Below are 16,147 nucleotides of genomic sequence, written 5' to 3' on the forward strand. Positions count from 1 at the left end.
AGCGAAGGACCACGACCATGGCCACCACCAACACCGACTACGGCAGCAGCTGGAACCTGAACCAGACCAAGACGAAGACCGACACCACCACCAAGACCACCAAGACCGCCGACGAGCAGAAACTCGACACCGCGGTAAAGGGGCTGGGTGACAATTTCGAGCACTTCCTGAAGCTGCTGACCACGCAGATGCAGAACCAGGACCCGCTGAAGCCCATGGACACGAACGACATGACCAAGCAGCTGGTCGATTTCGCGAACGTGGAGCAGAACATCGGGACCAACAGCCGCCTGGACAAGCTGCTGAAGCTGCAGAACGCCTCGACCAACTCGACCAACCTCGCCTATCTGGGCCGCACCGTCACCTTCGAGGGCGACAGCTTCGACTACACCCAGGGCATGACGGCGGCTCCGCTGGCCTACGAGCTGGAGAAGTCCGCCAAGTCGGTGCGCGTCGACATCCTGGACAGCAAGAACCGCGTCGTCCGGTCGATGACCGGCGAAACCACCGCCGGCACCAAGCATGTCGTGAACTGGGACTTCAAGGACGATGGCGGCAACGCCGTCCAGCCGGGCCAGTACCGTCTGAACATCGCCCCGGTGTCCGAGAAGAAGGACGACATCATCAAGGCGACGCCCTTCACCTTCGGCACAGTCAACGGCATCGGGTCCAACAAGGACGGCGAAACGGTGGTCTCCGTGGGCAGCGTCGAGGTTCCGCTGTCCAAGCTCTCCAAAGTGTATTGAAGGCCTCGCCCTCACCCTCATAGGCGTCGTCTGAACGCATGGTCAAAGGCATGGGCATGGGTCCGGATGGGCCTATGCGCCATGCCTTTTATGCTTAAAACATTAACCCTATCGTTTAGGCTTTTGTTAAGCGGAGAAGGGGTAGGTTACCACCAAATCGTGGAATACACTGCTGATGGTGGAGCGTCCGCGCATGTCATCTCGCGAGCTTGAAATGAGCGACGATGGCTCCAGTGGAGCGTCGGTCATCGGTCCAGCAGGACGGCCGATGACAGAAAATGATCTTCCCCCTCCGGACACCAAGCGCTGGGTCATGCGGCGCAAGGCGGAGGTCGTAGCCGGCGTGCGTTCGGGGCTTATAAGCCTTGAGGAAGCGTGCCGTCGCTACACCCTGTCCGTGGAAGAGTTCCTGTCCTGGCAGCGGCTGATCGACAGCCATGGCATGCGGGGCCTGCGCGCCACGCGGCTGCAGGACTATCGTGGGAACCAGCCGCCGCTGTCCGTGCGCAGTCGCATGGCCAGCACCGCCGCCGAATAAGCGATTCCCGTTCGCTGTCCGACCGGACCAGACCGCCGCAGGCCCGCCCTGCGGCGTCGTTGTTTGTGTCCCGGCGCTTTGCCGGCGGGCGGTTTCCAGACGGGCATTTTGTGCTCCGACATTATGCGTCCCGGCTGCTTTGCAATTTTTACGTGGCAGGTATCGCTTTCGTTCCCGCCCCACAAAAGTTAACGCAAAGCAACGAGGCAAACGGCCACGGGAGTTCACCGACCGATGCGCTATCTTGACGACCTGACCCCCGGCGACCGCTTCACCGGCGGCCCGGTGACCGTGACGGAGGAGGACATTGTCGCCTTCGCGCGGCAGTTCGACCCGCAGCCCTTCCACCTCGACCCCGAGGCGGCGCAGGACAGCGTCTTCGGCGGGTTGGCGGCGAGCGGCTGGCACACCGCCGGGCTGACCATGCGGATGATCGTCACGGGGGACGGCGCCCTGGCGGGCGGCTTCGTGGGGATGGGGGTGGAGGACATTCGCTGGCCCAAGCCCACCCGCCCCGGCGACACGCTGCGCATCGAGAGCGAGATCCTGGAGGTCCGCGTGTCGGGCAAGCGCCCCGACCGCGGCATCGCCCGCGTGCGCACCACCACCCTCAACCAGAACGGCGAGACCGTGCAGCAGATGACCGCGAACCTGCTCGTCCCCCGCCGGCCCGCCACCGATAAGGGCTGATGGCATAAACAGAGTTCCAAACGCACAAAGGGCCGCCCAAGGGCAGCCCTTTTGTGTGCGTCGCTGTCATGCCGTTGTCTTGGGAATGGTGGGCGCACAAGGACTCGAACCTTGGACCCGCTGATTAAGAGTCAGCTGCTCTACCAACTGAGCTATGCGCCCATTCCCATCCGGGCACCGAAACACCCGGCGGCGTGAAAGGGGTTCTGGGAGCGATCCCTTTCGGTCCGGAAAGTGATGGTGGGCGCACAAGGACTCGAACCTTGGACCCGCTGATTAAGAGTCAGCTGCTCTACCAACTGAGCTATGCGCCCATCACTTCTCGTTCACACCGGCACCGGAGCCTTCGTCTCTGCGTCAGGGGGTGCCTGACCGTATCGACTAGGGTTCCTGTCCGGCCAAGCCGTCGTCCCGGCCGGTGTGGCGCGGTTTATAACGAAGGGTCCGAGGCTTGTCGATACCAAAATGGATAGGATCGAATTTTTTTGCGGGGCTCGTTCCGGCTCCGCATTCACCCCTTAAAACTGCCCTCTTTGGCCGCCTTCTTTGACAGCCTGCCAAGCCCGGCGCTATCACCCTTGCCCAGCGGATGGAAGGAGTGGAGACGATGCAGGGCTGGACCGAGGGCTATGTGGGCGGGATCGGCTACATCCACGCCTTCTACCGGGAACTGTCACCGGCGCTGTTGTCCTTCGCGCTTACCCTGCGCGGCTGGCGGCCTCCGATGGACTCCGACGGCACCTTCGCCTGCGCGGAGATCGGCTGCGGCCACGGGGTGAGCAGCGCCGTCCTGGCCGGCTGCCATCCCGACGCCCGGTTCGAGGCAGTGGACTTCAACCCCGGCCACATCGCCGGCGCCCAGCGCCTCGCCGCCGAGGCCGGGCTGGGCAACGCCGCCTTCCGGGAGGAGAGTTTCGCCGAGTACGCCCAAGGCGGGGCCAAGGATCTGGACATCGTGACGCTGCACGGCGTCTGGTCCTGGGTCAGCGCGGAGAACCGGGCGATCCTGGTGGACCTGCTGAAGCGGCGGCTGAAGCCCGGCGGGCTGGTCTTCGTCAGCTACAATGCCCTGCCCGGCACGCTCGCCTACATGCCGCTGCGCCGCGTCCTGGTCGAGCATTGCGCCGACCGCACCGGCCCCCTGCCGGAGCGTATCGAGGAGGCCGTGGCCTTCGCCAGCCGCCTGACCGCCCTCAACGCCGGCTGGTTCGCCCAAGCCGACGCGCTGCCGGCGCGGCTGGACTCGCTGAAGCGTAAGTCCCCCAACTACATCGCCCATGAATATCTGAACCGCGACTGGACCGCCTTCTACCACGCCGACGTGGCACGGGAGCTGGCCGCGGCCAAGCTGGACTTCGCCGGCCCCGCCGTCCCGATGGAGCAGATGGACGAGCTGTCCCTGCCGCCGGACGCCCTGCCCCTGCTGGCCGAGGCACGCGACCCGGCCTACCGCGAGACCTTGCGCGACCTGCTGACCAACCGCGCCTTCCGCCGCGACCTGTTCGTGAAGGGTGCCGAGCGGCTGACCCCGGCGGAGCGGCGGGACCGGCTGCGCGCCACCCGCTTCGCCCTTCTGGTGCCGCCCGGCGATCTGCCGGAAGTCGTGCTGGCTCCGGTCGGGCGCGTGCCCCTGCCGCAGGATCTCCACGGCCCGCTGGCCGAGGCGCTGGCCGCCGGCACGCCGACTCTGGCTGAATTGTCGGCCCTACCCGCCCTCGCCCGCCATGGCGAGGAGGCCGTGCTGCGCGCGCTGATGATCCTGACCAGCCTGGCGCTGGCGGCGCCCGCCCTGCCCGAGGCCGGTCAGGCGGCCCGCACGCTCAAGGCCGACCGCTTCAACGCCGCCATCTTGGAGCGCAACCGCCGCGACGACACGCTGGACACGCTGGCGTCGCCCGTCCTCGGTTCCGGCGTTGCGGTGTCGCGGCTGGAGGCACTGTTCCTGCTGGCCCGACGCAACGGCACCGATCCCGCGGCGACCGCCTGGGAAGCGCTGTCGGAGGATGGGCTCGCCCTGTCGCGCGATGGAACCCGGCTCGACGGGGAGGAGGCGAACGTGGCGGAACTGCGCGCCCGGTTCGACCGCTTCACCCGCCTGCGCCTGCCGACGCTGCGCCGCCTTGGGGTGGCGTGACCGAAAAGCGCCGCGTCAGGTCCGGAACCAATCGAGGCAGCCGGTCGGCAGCAGCGTGTTGCTGACCAGCAGGGCGCCGTGCCGGTACAGGGCCGTCGGGTTGCCGTCCTCTCCCAGGTCGATGGCCCAGAGCTGGCCGGAGGGGTCCTGCCAGACTGTCCTCCCGTCCACCGCCGCCACGGCGGCGAAGACGTCCGGCGCCGTCGTGCCGGGCGTGAACAGCACCATGACCGTGGTCACGCCCGGCGGCGGCAGAGCGGCGACCGGTCCGGCGATCAGGACCGCCAGCGTCAGCGCAACCGGCGCGGCGCGGCCACCGCCGTCCGTTCCCCCACCGCTCCGCAACCGCCAGCCCGCCGCAACGACGGCAACGCCGAAGACGACGAACCACAACAGGTCCCAGAGGAGTGGATTGGCCGAATCCATGCGGATGCGGTGGATGCCGAGGAGCCAATGGGAGAGAACACCGTCAAGGATATGCCAGACGCCGAACCCGATCAGCGCGTTGGCGAAGAGGAGACGGTCCGCCCGCGGTTCGGCGAAGCGGCGCCGGCTCCGCCACAGCAGCCACAGGCCGACCGCCGCGACGACGTACATCGCGGCGTGGAACAGGCCGTCCGCCAGAATCTGGACGCGGATGTCCCGAACGGCGGAGGACTCGACCGCCGACAGCAGGTGATGCCACTGCAACACCTGATGCAGCAGGATTCCGTCGAAAAAGCCGCCCAGCGCAAAACCCAGCAGGTATCCCGCCCAGGGGAGCCCCGTTGCCGCCCGTGCCGGTGAAGGAAGATGAGTCGTGTCGGTGGACATGGCCCGACAACCGCCGCGGGCGCAGGCGGGTTCCGGATCTGGTTTCCTGACGGCGGGGGGCTCCTCAGCTCCCGACCAGCCCGGCCTCGTCCGCTGCGCGGTCGAACTGGAGCGCCGCAAGGCGGGCGTAGAGGCCGCCCTCGCGGACGAGGTCGGCGTGGCGCCCGGTGGCGACGACGCGTCCCTGCTCCATCACCACGATCCGGTCGGCATTCAGCACGGTCGCCAGCCGGTGGGCGATGATGATCGTGGTGCGCCGGGTCATCAGCTTGTCCAGCGCGTCCTGCACCATGCGCTCGCTCTCCGCGTCGAGCGCGCTGGTCGCCTCGTCGAGCAGCAGCACCGGCGGGTCGCGCAGGATGGCCCGCGCGATGGACAGGCGCTGGCGCTGGCCGCCGGACAGGCGCACGCCCTTCTCGCCCAGGAAGGTGTCCAGCCCTTCCGGCAAGGCCTGCAGGAATTCCAGCGCGTGGGCGGCCTCGGCGGCGGCGAGCACCTCGGCGTCGGTGGCCTCCGGACGCCCGTAGCGGATGTTCTCCCAGGCATTGGCGGAGAAGACCACGGGGTCCTGCGCCACGAGGCCGAGCCGCCGCCGCACCTCCACCGGGTCGGCGTCGCGGACGTCCACCCCGTCCAGTTTGACCGCTCCGGCCTGCGGATCGTAGAAGCGCAGCAGAAGCTGGAACACCGTGGATTTGCCGGAGCCCGACGGGCCGACCAGGGCCACCGTTTCCCCCGGCTCGATCTCCAGGGAGAATTCCTTCAATGCCGCCCAGTCCGGGCGCGACGGGTAATGGAAGCGCACATCGCGGAACGACAGTGCCCCCTGCGCCGGTTCCGGCAGGGCGCGCGGATTGGCCGGGGCGCGGATTTCCGGTTCGGTGTCCAGCAGGTCGAACAGCCGCTCCGTGGCGCCGGCGGCGCGCTGAAGGTCGCCGGCCACCTCGCTGATCGCCCCGACCGAACCGGCGACGACCACCGAATAGATGACGAAGGCCGAGAGCTGCCCCACCGTCAGCCGACCGGCCAGCACGTCATGCCCGCCGATCCACAGGATGAGGCCGACGGAGCCGAACACCAGCACGATGACGATCATCGTCATGATGGCGCGCACCGTCACCCGCCGCCGGGCGGTGGCGAAGGCGTCCTCGACCCGCCCGCCGAACAGGCTGCGGTCGATGGTCTCGTGCGTGTAGGCCTGCATCGTGCGGATGGCGCCCAGCGTCTCCTCGACGAAGGAGCCGAGGTCGGCGATCTTGTCCTGGCTGGCCCGCGACAGGGCGCGCACCCGCCGCCCCAGGATGATGATCGGCAGGATGACCACCGGCACGCCCAGGAACACCAACCCCGCCAGCTTCGGCGAGGTCACCAGCAGCATCGCCGTGCCGCCCACGAACATCAGCGTGTTGCGCAGCGCGATGGAGACGGAGGAACCGACCACGACTTGAAGCACCTCGGTGTCGGTGGTCAGGCGCGTCAGGATCTCGCCGGTCTTGGTGGTTTCGAAGAAGCCGGGGGAGAGCTTCACCACATGGTTGTAGACGGCGCGGCGGATGTCGGCCACCACCCGCTCGCCGATCCAGCTAACCAGATAGAAGCGGCCGAAGGTCGAGGCTGCCATCAACACGATGACCACCAGCAAAACCAGCAACGCCCGGTCGAGCAGCGCCGAATCGCCCGCAACGAACCCCTGGTCCACCAGGACGCGCATCCCCTGCCCCAGCCCCAGCACGGTCCCGGCGGCCACGGTCAGGGCCAGCATGGCACCCAGGATTTGCAGCCGATACGGCCACAAAAAAGGAAACAGCCGGCGCAGCGGCGACAGGTTGCGGCGGCGCGACGCGGAGGAAGGCGCCCCTTCGGACACCGGATCGGATTTCGACGAATGACGGGACACCGGGGCTCCCCAGCGGCAGGACGGGCGGCAGGACGATGTGCAGGCGGTGCACGGGGGCAAACACGGCATATAGCAAGGGGTGGGCCTATGAACAAGGTATGGTGTGGCCACCCGATTGAACCATAGTCACGAAGACGTGGAGATCCTGCCGCGGCCGCCGCGTTGCGAAAGCGCTCGAATCCTCTGTGCTCCGGTGTCTCCGTGGTGAAGGATGGGGGGGGCACAGCGAAGCGGCGGTGGTTCGGAACCACCCGCCTTTCCGGCGCAGGAACGCGGTTGCATCATGCCGCATGCTTTGCTATAGACCGCGCTCGCTTTGCAGGAACCCCGGCCATGAAGACTGATATCCATCCCGACTACCACGAGATCAACGTGGTGATGACCGACGGCAGCACGTTCAAGACCCGCTCCACGATGGGCAAGCCGGGCGATACGCTGCGCCTCGACATCGACCCGAAGTCGCACCCGGCTTGGACCGGCGTGCAGAAGCTGCTGGACACGGGCGGCCAGATCGCCAAGTTCAACAAGCGCTTCGCGAGCTTCGGCCTGAAGAAGTAATCTTCTTCGTCCGCAAAACGAAAAGGGGCGTCCGGTCCGCCGGGCGCCCTTTTCGCGTTTGCGGCTTTTGAAAACGCCGGCCGTCAGCCGGCCAGAGCCACCGCGTCGCGGGCGCGCTCGTCCAGCCGGGCGACGCGCATGTAGAGCCGGTGGCTGCGCTCCAGAAGGCTGCGCAGGCCTTCCGGAAGCTGCTCGTTGTCGGGGCCGGAGGGATCCGTGCAGATGTCCCCGCCCGACAGGGCAAAATCGTCGCTCGCCGCCTGCTCACGGGTCATTTCCCCGGCATGAACGGCCTTCTGCGCCAGCAGCCAAGCCATGACCTGGGTCAGCCGGCTGGTCACCCGCATCGATTCGTACGAGATCTGAAGCCGGACATGGGGCGGCAGCGCCCGATGGCTGGCGGCGTCATGATAGGCGATGTAATTGCGCGCCTCGATCAGCAGCGCCATCGTCTCATCATAAGTCCCGTTGAAGAAGGTCGGTGCTTCCATCACGGCCGTACCCCTCCCGCGGCCGGATGGCCCGATTCCGAGCCTCGCCGCAACTGATTAACAATCGGTTTGTGAATGTGGACCCCCGCCTTCCGCCCTGTGGCCGGGGACGGCACGGTCCGGTGAATTTCGAAAAGCGCGCTCTTGAACGGAAAGGACGCTCGCTTATCTGTCGCGGTATCGGCGGACGCCCAGTTGGGGTTCGCCGGATCCGCAAGCCGAGGGACCGACGATGATCGTGGTCCCCGATCGCTGTATCGCTCTTTTGGAGGATATGTCATGCGCTCCTACGACCTTTCGCCCCTGTTCCGTTCGACCGTCGGGTTCGACCGCCTCTCGCGTCTCCTGGAGAACGCGATGACCGGCGACGAGGCCGCCGCGTCCTACCCGCCCTACAACATCGAGAAGACGGGCGACGATGCTTACCGGATCACCATGGCCGTCGCCGGCTTTGGCCCGGAGGATCTGGAGATCACCGCTCAGCAGAACTCTTTGGTGGTCACAGGGAAAGCTAAGAAGGAACAGGAGACCGGCCAATTCCTCTACCGGGGTATTGCCGGCCGCGCTTTCGAGCGCCGCTTTCAGCTTGCCGACTTCATCAAGGTGGGCAACGCCAATCTGCTGAACGGGCTGCTCCATATCGATCTGGTGCGCGAGGTGCCTGAAACGATGAAGCCGCGGACCATTCAGATCGGCACCACCGGTACGGCGAAACCCGCGCTGACCCAGCAGGCTGCGTAACCGCAAGGCACCACGCACCAGCGCATCACGCGTCGACAAGGCGCCCCGGCAAACCGGGGCGCCGTTTTTGCGTTCGCGGCGAATCGTCGCCGCTCCCGTCATGCGTCGGCCAGCCTCCTGCTCGGCGGCAAGGCCACGGTCACCGTGGTCCCTTGCCCCGGTACGCTGTCGATGCGCAGCGTGCCGCCATGCGCCTCGACCAGCCGCTTCGAGATGGACAGACCAAGGCCCATTCCCTCGTAGCGCCGCGCCATCGACTGATCGACCTGGGCGAAGGGCGTCATCGCCGTCGGCAGATCCTCCGCCGCGATGCCGATGCCGGTGTCCGTCACCGACAGTTCCACCCCGCCATCACTCCTGCGGCGCGCACGGACGACGGCGGTTTCACCGGGATTGGAGAATTTCACGGCGTTCGACAGCAGGTTCACCAGCACCTGCCGCAGGCGAAGCGCGTCGCCGAACAGCATCGGCAACCCATCCTCAAGGTCGATACGGATCGGCACGCCGCGCTTGCCCGCCTGGATGGCGACGAGGTTCAGCGCCTCCCCAACCAAGTCGGACGGATCGACGATGCATTCATTCAGCCGCAGCCCACCCGCCTCGATGGTCGTGATGTCCAGGATGTCGTCAATGATCGCCAGCAGATGCTCGCCCGACTGGCGGATCGACCCGGCGTAATCGATGTAGCGGTCGACCTCCCCCACGCCGAGCAGCCGCATCTCGATCACCTGGGCGAAGCCGATGACCGCGTTCAGCGGGGTCCGCAGTTCGTGGCTCATGACCTGGAGAAAGGTCGACTTGGCGCGGTCCGCCGACTCGGCGGCTTCCTTCGCCGCGATCAGGTCGCCTTCGCTCCGTTTGCGCGCGGTGATGTCGCGGATGATGCCGGTGAAAACGCGGCGCCCTCCCGTCTCGACCGCGCTCACCGACAGTTCGATGGGAAAGCGGTCGCCGCCACGCACCGCCACGGCCTCCCGCACGGCCCCGGCACCGTGGGCCTCGCCGCCCGGCTGGTAGACGGCCAACCCACCATCCTGCAGCAGCGCGCCGATGTCCGGGATCAGCCGGTCGATCCGGCTCCACAGCATATCGGCGGCCGGAATGCCGAACATTGCCTCCGCCGCCGGGTTGAAGCTGTGGACGATGCCCTCCCCGTCCATGGTGACGATGGCGTCGGCGGCGGCGTCGACGATGGCGTTGGTCCGGGCCTCCGCCATCAGCAGAGCATCGGCGGTCCGCACATACTCGGTCATGTCGGTCAACGTGCCGACCCAGCCCTGCACCCGCCCGTCCGCATCGGTCAGCGGTGAGCCCTGACACAGGGCGAAGGTGATCGTGCCATCGGTCGCGCAGAACCGCAGATTCAGCAGAACCGGCAGCCCCGCTGCCACGGCCTGCGCCCAATCCGCCTCCAACCGTGTGCGGTCTTCCGGATGCAGAGACGCCCGCCAGGCATGGCCGGACAGGGCATCGGAAGACAACCCGGCAATGGCGGCAAAACGTGGGTTGGCGAAGACAATGCCGCCGTCCCGATCCGTCTGGAAAATGCCGACTGGAGCGGAGCGGGCCAGCGTCTGGTAGAGCGCTTCACTCGCCCGCAGCCGCTGTTCGGTCTCCACCCGGTCGGTCACGTCACGGGCGTGGATAACGATTCCCCGGATTTTGGGATCGTCCGGCCGGTTGAACGCCGTCGTCTCCATATGGCGCCACCCGCCTGCGGCGTGGCGCACCCGGCAAAGGAACGGGCCGCCATTCTCGACGGATGTCCCATGGCCGCAGCCGGCAAGACGTCGGACAGCCTCATCCCGGTCGTCCGGATGCACGCGTTCCAGCACGGGTGTCCCCAGCAGGGCTTCCGGCGGGATGCCCAGCACGCCAAGGCACGCGCTTCCCACATCAATGAACCGACCGTCCGACGACAGCACGGCGACGATGTCGCCGGCGCCGGCCATCAGGGCATGAACATACCGCTCAAGACTCCGCACAGAACACCATTCCGCATCGCCACTCCAGTGCAGAACAGTAAGACGCCAATCCGTTAACGATTCATGACGTCCTTGTAATCAACGAAGAAACAGCAGGCTTAGCGCGTGGAGAATTGCGTCGAAAAGGCATCTGTGGTTGCGTCCGGTGCTTCCGTCATAACCATATGGCCTATGCCGGACAGCTGGATGACTTTCGAATGCCTAACCTGAGCGGCGAGAGCCTTGCCGGATTTCGCAGGGGTCATACGGTCGACTCCACCCAGCAGGAACAATGCCGGGCAAGACACTGCCGCCGCCGCTGCGCCGCCGCGGACATAGGCATTGCAGGCGCCCAGATCGACGCCCAGCACGCCGGGGCGGGCGCGCTGCATCAATCGCCGCCCGCCGGGGAGCAGCGACAGTCCGGGGGCCGCCGCGCCGCCGACATGCCCCCGCGGCCCATGCCCCCAACCGATGACCAGCTCGATGGCGGACGGGTCGTTCAGCGCCGCGGCGGCGAGCAGGTCGGGATGGACCGGCATCGTCTCCGCCACTCCCAGCAGGGCCAGCGATTCGATGCGGTCACCATGCCGCGCCGCGGTTTCCAGGGCCACCAGGGCGCCCATGGAGTGGCCGGCGAGCGCCGCCTTCGCCACGCCCACCGCGTCCAGCAACGCCGCGACCCAGCCCGCCAATTCCTCGATGGACGGCAGCGGCGCCCCGCCGGAGCGGCCATGGCCCGGCAGGTCCACCGCCAGGACCGACCGCCCGTGATGGGCGAGGTAGCGGCTTTGCAGGCTCCACACCGTGTGGTCCATGCCCGCGCCGTGGATCAGCACCAGCGCCGGCCGGGCCGGATCGAACGGCCGCCCGCCGGTGTGGGCGTAGACGGTCTGGCCGTTGACAGTCAGGTCCATGGCAATCTCCTCACGCCTTCGTCGCGGCGCGCAGCGCCTGGCGCAGATCGTCGATCAGGTCGTCGCAATCCTCCAGCCCGATGGACAGGCGGATCATGTCCTCCCCCACCCCGGCGGCGACAAGCGCCTCGGCGTCGAGCTGGGCGTGGGTGGTGCTGGCGGGATGGATGACCAGTGACTTGGCGTCGCCGACGTTGGCGAGGTGGGAGAACAGCGCCAGCTTCTCGATGAAGCGCCGTCCGGCCTCCCGCCCGCCCTTGATCCCGAAGGAGATGATGGAGCCGGCGCCTTGCGGCAGGAGCTGGGCGCGCAGCCGGTGGTCGGGATGGTCAGGCAGTTCGGGATGGGTGACCCAGGCGACGCTGCCGTTCTCCGCGTAGGCCTCCGACTCGAGGAAGCCCAGCACCTTGCGGGTGTTGTGGATGTGGCCCTTCATGCGCAGCGGCAGGGTTTCCACGCCCTGGAGGATCTGGAAGGCGTTCATCGGGCTCATGCAGGCGCCGAAGTCGCGCAGCCCCTCTGCGCGGGCGCGCATGATGAAGGCCGCCGGCCCGTACTCCTCCGCGAAGTCGATGCCGTGATAGCCGGCGTAGGGTTCGGTCAGGGTCGGGAACTTGCCGGACGCCTCCCAGTCGAAGGTGCCGCCGTCGATCACCACCCCGCCGATGGCGACACCGTGTCCGGCCAGCCATTTGGTGCAGGAATGCATGACCAGATCGGCGCCGAAACTCAGCGGCTTGCACAGATAGGGCGTGACGAAGGTCGCATCGACCATCAGCGGCAGACCCGCCTCATGCGCAATCGCCGACAGGCGGAGGATATCGAGCACCTCCAGCCCCGGATTGCCCAGCACCTCGCCGAACAGCAGCCGCGTCTCCGGCCGGATGGCCGCACGGAAGCCGTCGAGGTCGCGCGGATTCACGAAGGTCGTGGTGATGCCGAATCGCGGCAGCGTGTAGGCCAGCAGGTTGCGGCTGCCGCCGTAGATCGACGAGGAGGCGACGATGTGCCCGCCGGCGTCCATCAGCGTCATGATGGCGAGCGTCAGGGCCGCCTGACCGCTGGCCGTGCAGACCGCGCCGACGCCGCCGTCCAGGGCCGCCAGCCGCTCCTCCAGCACCGCCACCGTGGGGTTGGAGATGCGGGAATAGATGTGCCCCGGCCGTTCCAGGTTGAACAGCGAGGCGGCGTGGTCGGTGTCTTCGAAGACGTAGGACGTGGATTGGTAGATCGGCACCGCCCGCGCCCCGGTGGCCGGGTCGGGCCGCTGGCCGGCGTGCAGGCTCAGCGTATCGAACTTGAGGAACTTGGCGTCGGCCATTCCCTTCCCCCTGAAAAAGGTAAGGGCCGCCCGTGGTGCGAGCGGCCCTCACTGCTTCGTTTTTATTGCCTGCCCTGCTCAACTCGGTGAGCTGATTTGCGGGGAGGGTATGGCTGGATGACGCAAAGGTCAAGTAGTGGGTTTCCGAAAGTTGCCTCCGATTTCGAAGCAATTCATTCCACCCCGACCATGGTCTCCTCGGCCAGCCAATCGACCACCTGGGCCAGAGCCTCCCAGCCGGTGGCGCCCTGCTCCAGCGCCTCGCGGTAGATGGCCACCTGACGGTGGGCGCTGGTGCCGCGGCGGATGATGTCGCGGGCGTTGGCGACCTCCGCCACGCAATCGAATCGCTCGGCGTCCTCGCGGGTCAGCTCAATCAGCTCCTCCATCAGGTCGGCGTAGGGAACGATGGTGCCGCGCCCGAAATCGACCAGCCCCTCGTCGAGGCCGTAGCGCTGGGCGCGCCAGCGGTTCTCGCCGATCAGCAGGTTCTTGTAGGGCCGCCACGTCACGTTCGTCAGCCGCAACCGCCACAGCATCCGCAGCAGGCAACGGAACAGCGCCGCCACCGTCACGGCGTCGTCGAGCCGGGTGCAGACGTCGGTGATCCGCATCTCCAAGGTCGGGAAGCGCTGGGACGGACGGATGTCCCACCACAGCTTGCTCGCGTCTTCGATGATGCCGGCGTTGACCAGGACGTTCACCTGCTGCTGATACTCGCCGAAGCTCTGGAAGCTGTCGGGCATGCCGGTGCGCGGCAGCTCGTTCCACACCGCCAGCCGGTAGGATTTGCGCTGCATGTCCTGCCCCCGCCAGAAGGGCGAGGAGGTGGACAGCGCCAGCAGATGCGGCAGGAAGTAGCGGACCTGATTCATCAGGTCGATGCGCAGGTCGTCGTCCTCGATCCCGACATGGACGTGCATGCCACAGATCATCAGCCGCCGCGCCGGAGCGCCCAGGTCGCGGGCCAGCATGTTGTAGCGGTCGCGGTTGGTGTGCTTCTGCGGCTCCCAGGCGGCGAAGGGATGGGTGGAGGCAGCAATGGGCGCCAGATTATGGGCGCGCGCCACCCCGGCCACCGTGGCGCGCAGCCGCGCCAACTCCGCCCGCGCCTCCGCAAGGGTGGCGCAGACCGGCGTGCCGACCTCGATCTGGCAGCGCAGGAATTCCGGATGGATCTGGCCCGGCGCCTGCTCCTGGCAGGCCTCCAGCATCTCGTCCGGCGGGTTGCGCGCGATGTCCCGCGAACTGCGGTCGACCAGCAGATACTCTTCCTCAAGCCCCAGCGTGAAGGCCGGCTCCATGAACGCTCACTCCCGCGGGAACAGTTTGATCTGGTAGAGATCGGGGTCGGCCAGGATCGGCTCAAGCGCGTCGCCCAGCACCGTCGCCCACAGCGCCGCCCCCTCCGGCGTGGCGATCAGGTCCTGGCGCACCTCGACCAGGACGTTGGGCAGCCCGGCGGGGGTCGCGTGGCTTTCCACCGTGCCGCCCAGGGTGGTCCGCCCCGAGTAGGGCTCATTGTCGCCGACGCACCAGCGCCCGTCAGCGCGCAGCCGCGCGATCATCGGGATCGGGATGCGCGGGTCGTGGTCCCACAGGATGCCGACGTGCCACGGCCGGGCGACGCCGCGCATGGCGGGCGTGAAGCTGTGGATCGACAGCAGCACCGGCACCTGCCCGCGCTCCCGCCGCCGGGCGACCTCGGCGGCGACGGCCTCGTGATAGGGCCGGAAGATGGCGTCGACGCGACGCTCCTCCTCCGCCCGGTCCAAGGCGCGGTTGCCGGGGATGACCACATCGTCGCTGACCACCGGGATCGCCGTGGGATCGTCCAGCGCGCGGTTCGGATCAATGACCAGCCGCGAGTAGCCGGACAGCACCGCCGCCGCGCCGAACCGCTCCGACAGCCGCCGCGTCACCTCCGCCGCACCGATGTCGTAAGCGATGTGCCGGCACAGATTCGCCTCGTCCAGCCCCAGCGTCCCCAGAGCCTTCGGAATGGCCCGCGAGGCGTGATCGCACAGCAGCAGGACCGGGCTGTCCGACTCCGGGCGCAGCACGGTCACCGGCGGCGGATCGTCGGGACCCAGCAACGGTACGGCCGGCGCGGCGCGAGGCGGCGACGGCAGGGTCACCGGTCGGGGGTGTTCGGCGGGCTTGCAGGGGGATCGCTGCGTCATGATGGCACAGTATTGCAGGGTCTCGGTCGCAGCGGAAGTTTCCGCCGGCTGGTCCCCAAGGCAACGGTCCGGACGCGAGGATGATCCCACCGGCGGGACGATGTCCCACAATCCAAGACTTCCGCAGACGAGCCATGCGGCGGGGGGACGTGGCGTCCGCAGGTTGCGTCCGTTATAACGGACGCCATGCCGGACGCCAGCACCCTCGCCCCCGTCGCGCGCGCCGACTCCGCGCAACGGATCGCGCTGATTGCCCTTCTGATCGGGGCGCTGGGAATCGCCTTCGCACCGATCTTCGTGCGCCTCTCCGAATTGGGACCGAGCGCCACCGCCTTCTGGCGGCTTGCCTTCGCGATCCCGGCCCTGTGGGTCTGGATGGCTGTGGAACCGAAGGGAGGCGCGCGGTCGCGCAAGCCCTCGTCGCTGTCCGATTACGCCCGGCTGACCGCGGCGGGCCTGTTCTTCGCCGGGGATCTCGCCATCTGGCACTGGTCGATTCGCTACACCTCCGTCGCCAACTCCACGCTGCTCGCGAACTTCGCGCCGATTTTCGTGACGTTGGTGTCCTGGCTGGTGTTCAAGGAGCGGTTCAGCCGGACCTTCCTGATGGGCCTCGGGCTGGCGCTGTGCGGGGCCGTCGTGCTGATGGGGCAGAGTCTGAAGCTGAGCCCGGACCACCTGTTCGGCGACGCCCTCGGGCTGCTGACCGCGGTCTTCTACGGCGGCTACATCCTGGCGGTGGGCCGGCTGCGGGCGGAGTTCTCCACGGCCACCATCATGACCTGGAGCGGAGTCGTCACCGGCCTCGCCCTGCTGCCCATTGCCCTGCTGTCGGGGGAGAGCCTGATCGCCGGATCGCTTGGTGGATGGGCTGTGCTGCTGGGGCTCGCCCTGGTCAGCCACGCCGGTGGCCAGAGCCTGATCGCCTATGCGCTGGCTCATCTGCCCGCAGCCTTCTCCTCCGTCAGCCTGCTGCTCCAGCCGGCAGCCGCGGCGGTGCTGGCTTGGGCGCTGCTCGCCGAACCGCTCGGGATTCTCCAGGCGGTGGGCGGCGCCGTGGTTTTGGCAGGCATTCTGATGGCCCGCCGTGGGAGCCGATGAAACGCCGCCGGTGATGCGACCCATACGCCGCCGTCTGGATGCGAGTTGACGTG

At 67.6% G+C, this 16,147-nt stretch carries 15 protein-coding genes and 2 tRNA genes; 7 read left to right on the top strand and 10 right to left on the bottom strand.

Features of this window, described 5'->3' with window-relative positions; all coding sequences use genetic code 11:
* The first annotated feature begins 17 nt into the window (after window positions 1–17).
* From AMK58_RS10210 to AMK58_RS10220, 3 genes are all read left to right on the top strand, one after another.
* The gene (locus AMK58_RS10210) at window positions 18–746 is read left to right on the top strand and encodes a flagellar hook assembly protein FlgD (protein ID WP_035672467.1); all 729 of its coding nucleotides are present in this window, start codon (window positions 18–20) and stop codon (window positions 744–746) included.
* A gap of 193 nt (window positions 747–939) precedes the next feature.
* On the top strand, window positions 940–1,284 hold the full coding sequence (gene sciP / locus AMK58_RS10215) for a CtrA inhibitor SciP (protein ID WP_035672515.1): 345 nt from the start codon (window positions 940–942) through the stop codon (window positions 1,282–1,284).
* 234 nt (window positions 1,285–1,518) lie between these two features.
* The gene (locus tag AMK58_RS10220) at window positions 1,519–1,974 is read left to right on the top strand and encodes a MaoC family dehydratase (RefSeq protein ID WP_035672470.1); all 456 of its coding nucleotides are present in this window, start codon (window positions 1,519–1,521) and stop codon (window positions 1,972–1,974) included.
* An 86-nt stretch (window positions 1,975–2,060) separates the two neighbouring features.
* Here AMK58_RS10220 and AMK58_RS10225 read toward each other — a convergent pair.
* Together AMK58_RS10225 and AMK58_RS10230 are read right to left on the bottom strand one after the other, a co-directional pair.
* Window positions 2,061–2,136 (bottom strand) — tRNA-Lys (locus AMK58_RS10225).
* A gap of 76 nt (window positions 2,137–2,212) precedes the next feature.
* Window positions 2,213–2,288: transfer RNA gene (locus tag AMK58_RS10230), tRNA-Lys, on the bottom strand.
* Between the two features lie 293 nt (window positions 2,289–2,581).
* Here AMK58_RS10230 and AMK58_RS10235 point away from each other — a divergent pair.
* Window positions 2,582–4,108, top strand: coding sequence for a class I SAM-dependent methyltransferase (locus tag AMK58_RS10235; RefSeq protein WP_059398865.1), 1,527 nt, complete (start codon window positions 2,582–2,584; stop codon window positions 4,106–4,108).
* A gap of 15 nt (window positions 4,109–4,123) precedes the next feature.
* Here the strand turns inward: AMK58_RS10235 and AMK58_RS10240 are convergent, their stop codons facing one another.
* Both AMK58_RS10240 and AMK58_RS10245 read right to left on the bottom strand, forming a co-directional pair.
* Window positions 4,124–4,921, bottom strand: a complete 798-nt coding sequence (locus tag AMK58_RS10240; RefSeq protein WP_059398866.1) for a DUF2243 domain-containing protein — start codon at window positions 4,919–4,921, stop codon at window positions 4,124–4,126.
* 64 nt (window positions 4,922–4,985) lie between these two features.
* On the bottom strand, window positions 4,986–6,818 hold the full coding sequence (locus AMK58_RS10245; protein ID WP_236778105.1) for an ABC transporter transmembrane domain-containing protein: 1,833 nt from the start codon (window positions 6,816–6,818) through the stop codon (window positions 4,986–4,988).
* A 333-nt stretch (window positions 6,819–7,151) separates the two neighbouring features.
* On the opposite strand from AMK58_RS10245, the gene rpmE reads away from it, so the two are divergent.
* A complete protein-coding gene (gene rpmE / locus AMK58_RS10250) occupies window positions 7,152–7,376 on the top strand; it encodes a 50S ribosomal protein L31 (RefSeq protein ID WP_014241009.1) in 225 nt (74 codons plus the stop codon).
* Window positions 7,377–7,459: 83 nt separating this feature from the next.
* Here the strand turns inward: rpmE and AMK58_RS10255 are convergent, their stop codons facing one another.
* Complete coding sequence (locus tag AMK58_RS10255) at window positions 7,460–7,867, bottom strand: DUF1465 family protein (RefSeq protein ID WP_035675022.1); 408 nt, start codon at window positions 7,865–7,867, stop codon at window positions 7,460–7,462.
* A 279-nt stretch (window positions 7,868–8,146) separates the two neighbouring features.
* On the opposite strand from AMK58_RS10255, the gene AMK58_RS10260 reads away from it, so the two are divergent.
* Complete coding sequence (locus AMK58_RS10260; protein WP_014241011.1) at window positions 8,147–8,608, top strand: Hsp20 family protein; 462 nt, start codon at window positions 8,147–8,149, stop codon at window positions 8,606–8,608.
* Window positions 8,609–8,706: 98 nt separating this feature from the next.
* Here AMK58_RS10260 and AMK58_RS10265 read toward each other — a convergent pair whose 3' ends face one another.
* The 5 genes from AMK58_RS10265 to AMK58_RS10285 form a co-directional block, all read right to left on the bottom strand.
* Window positions 8,707–10,560: a sensor histidine kinase gene (locus tag AMK58_RS10265; protein WP_035675023.1), complete on the bottom strand. Its 1,854-nt coding sequence runs from the start codon at window positions 10,558–10,560 to the stop codon at window positions 8,707–8,709.
* A 131-nt stretch (window positions 10,561–10,691) separates the two neighbouring features.
* The gene (locus AMK58_RS10270) at window positions 10,692–11,489 is read right to left on the bottom strand and encodes an alpha/beta fold hydrolase (protein WP_059398867.1); all 798 of its coding nucleotides are present in this window, start codon (window positions 11,487–11,489) and stop codon (window positions 10,692–10,694) included.
* 10 nt (window positions 11,490–11,499) lie between these two features.
* Window positions 11,500–12,810, bottom strand: a complete 1,311-nt coding sequence (locus tag AMK58_RS10275) for an O-acetylhomoserine aminocarboxypropyltransferase (protein ID WP_035675027.1) — start codon at window positions 12,808–12,810, stop codon at window positions 11,500–11,502.
* A gap of 173 nt (window positions 12,811–12,983) precedes the next feature.
* Entirely contained in the window at window positions 12,984–14,114 is a 1,131-nt protein-coding gene (locus AMK58_RS10280; RefSeq protein WP_035675029.1) for a carboxylate-amine ligase, read from the bottom strand.
* 6 nt (window positions 14,115–14,120) lie between these two features.
* Entirely contained in the window at window positions 14,121–14,993 is an 873-nt protein-coding gene (locus tag AMK58_RS10285; protein WP_051140315.1) for an N-formylglutamate amidohydrolase, read from the bottom strand.
* Window positions 14,994–15,179: 186 nt separating this feature from the next.
* On the opposite strand from AMK58_RS10285, the gene AMK58_RS10290 reads away from it, so the two are divergent.
* The gene (locus AMK58_RS10290; RefSeq protein ID WP_079285022.1) at window positions 15,180–16,094 is read left to right on the top strand and encodes a DMT family transporter; all 915 of its coding nucleotides are present in this window, start codon (window positions 15,180–15,182) and stop codon (window positions 16,092–16,094) included.
* Window positions 16,095–16,147 lie beyond the last annotated feature (53 nt).

Origin of the sequence: Azospirillum brasilense, assembly GCF_001315015.1 — a bacterium.
GTDB classification, from domain to species: Bacteria; Pseudomonadota; Alphaproteobacteria; order Azospirillales; family Azospirillaceae; genus Azospirillum; species Azospirillum brasilense.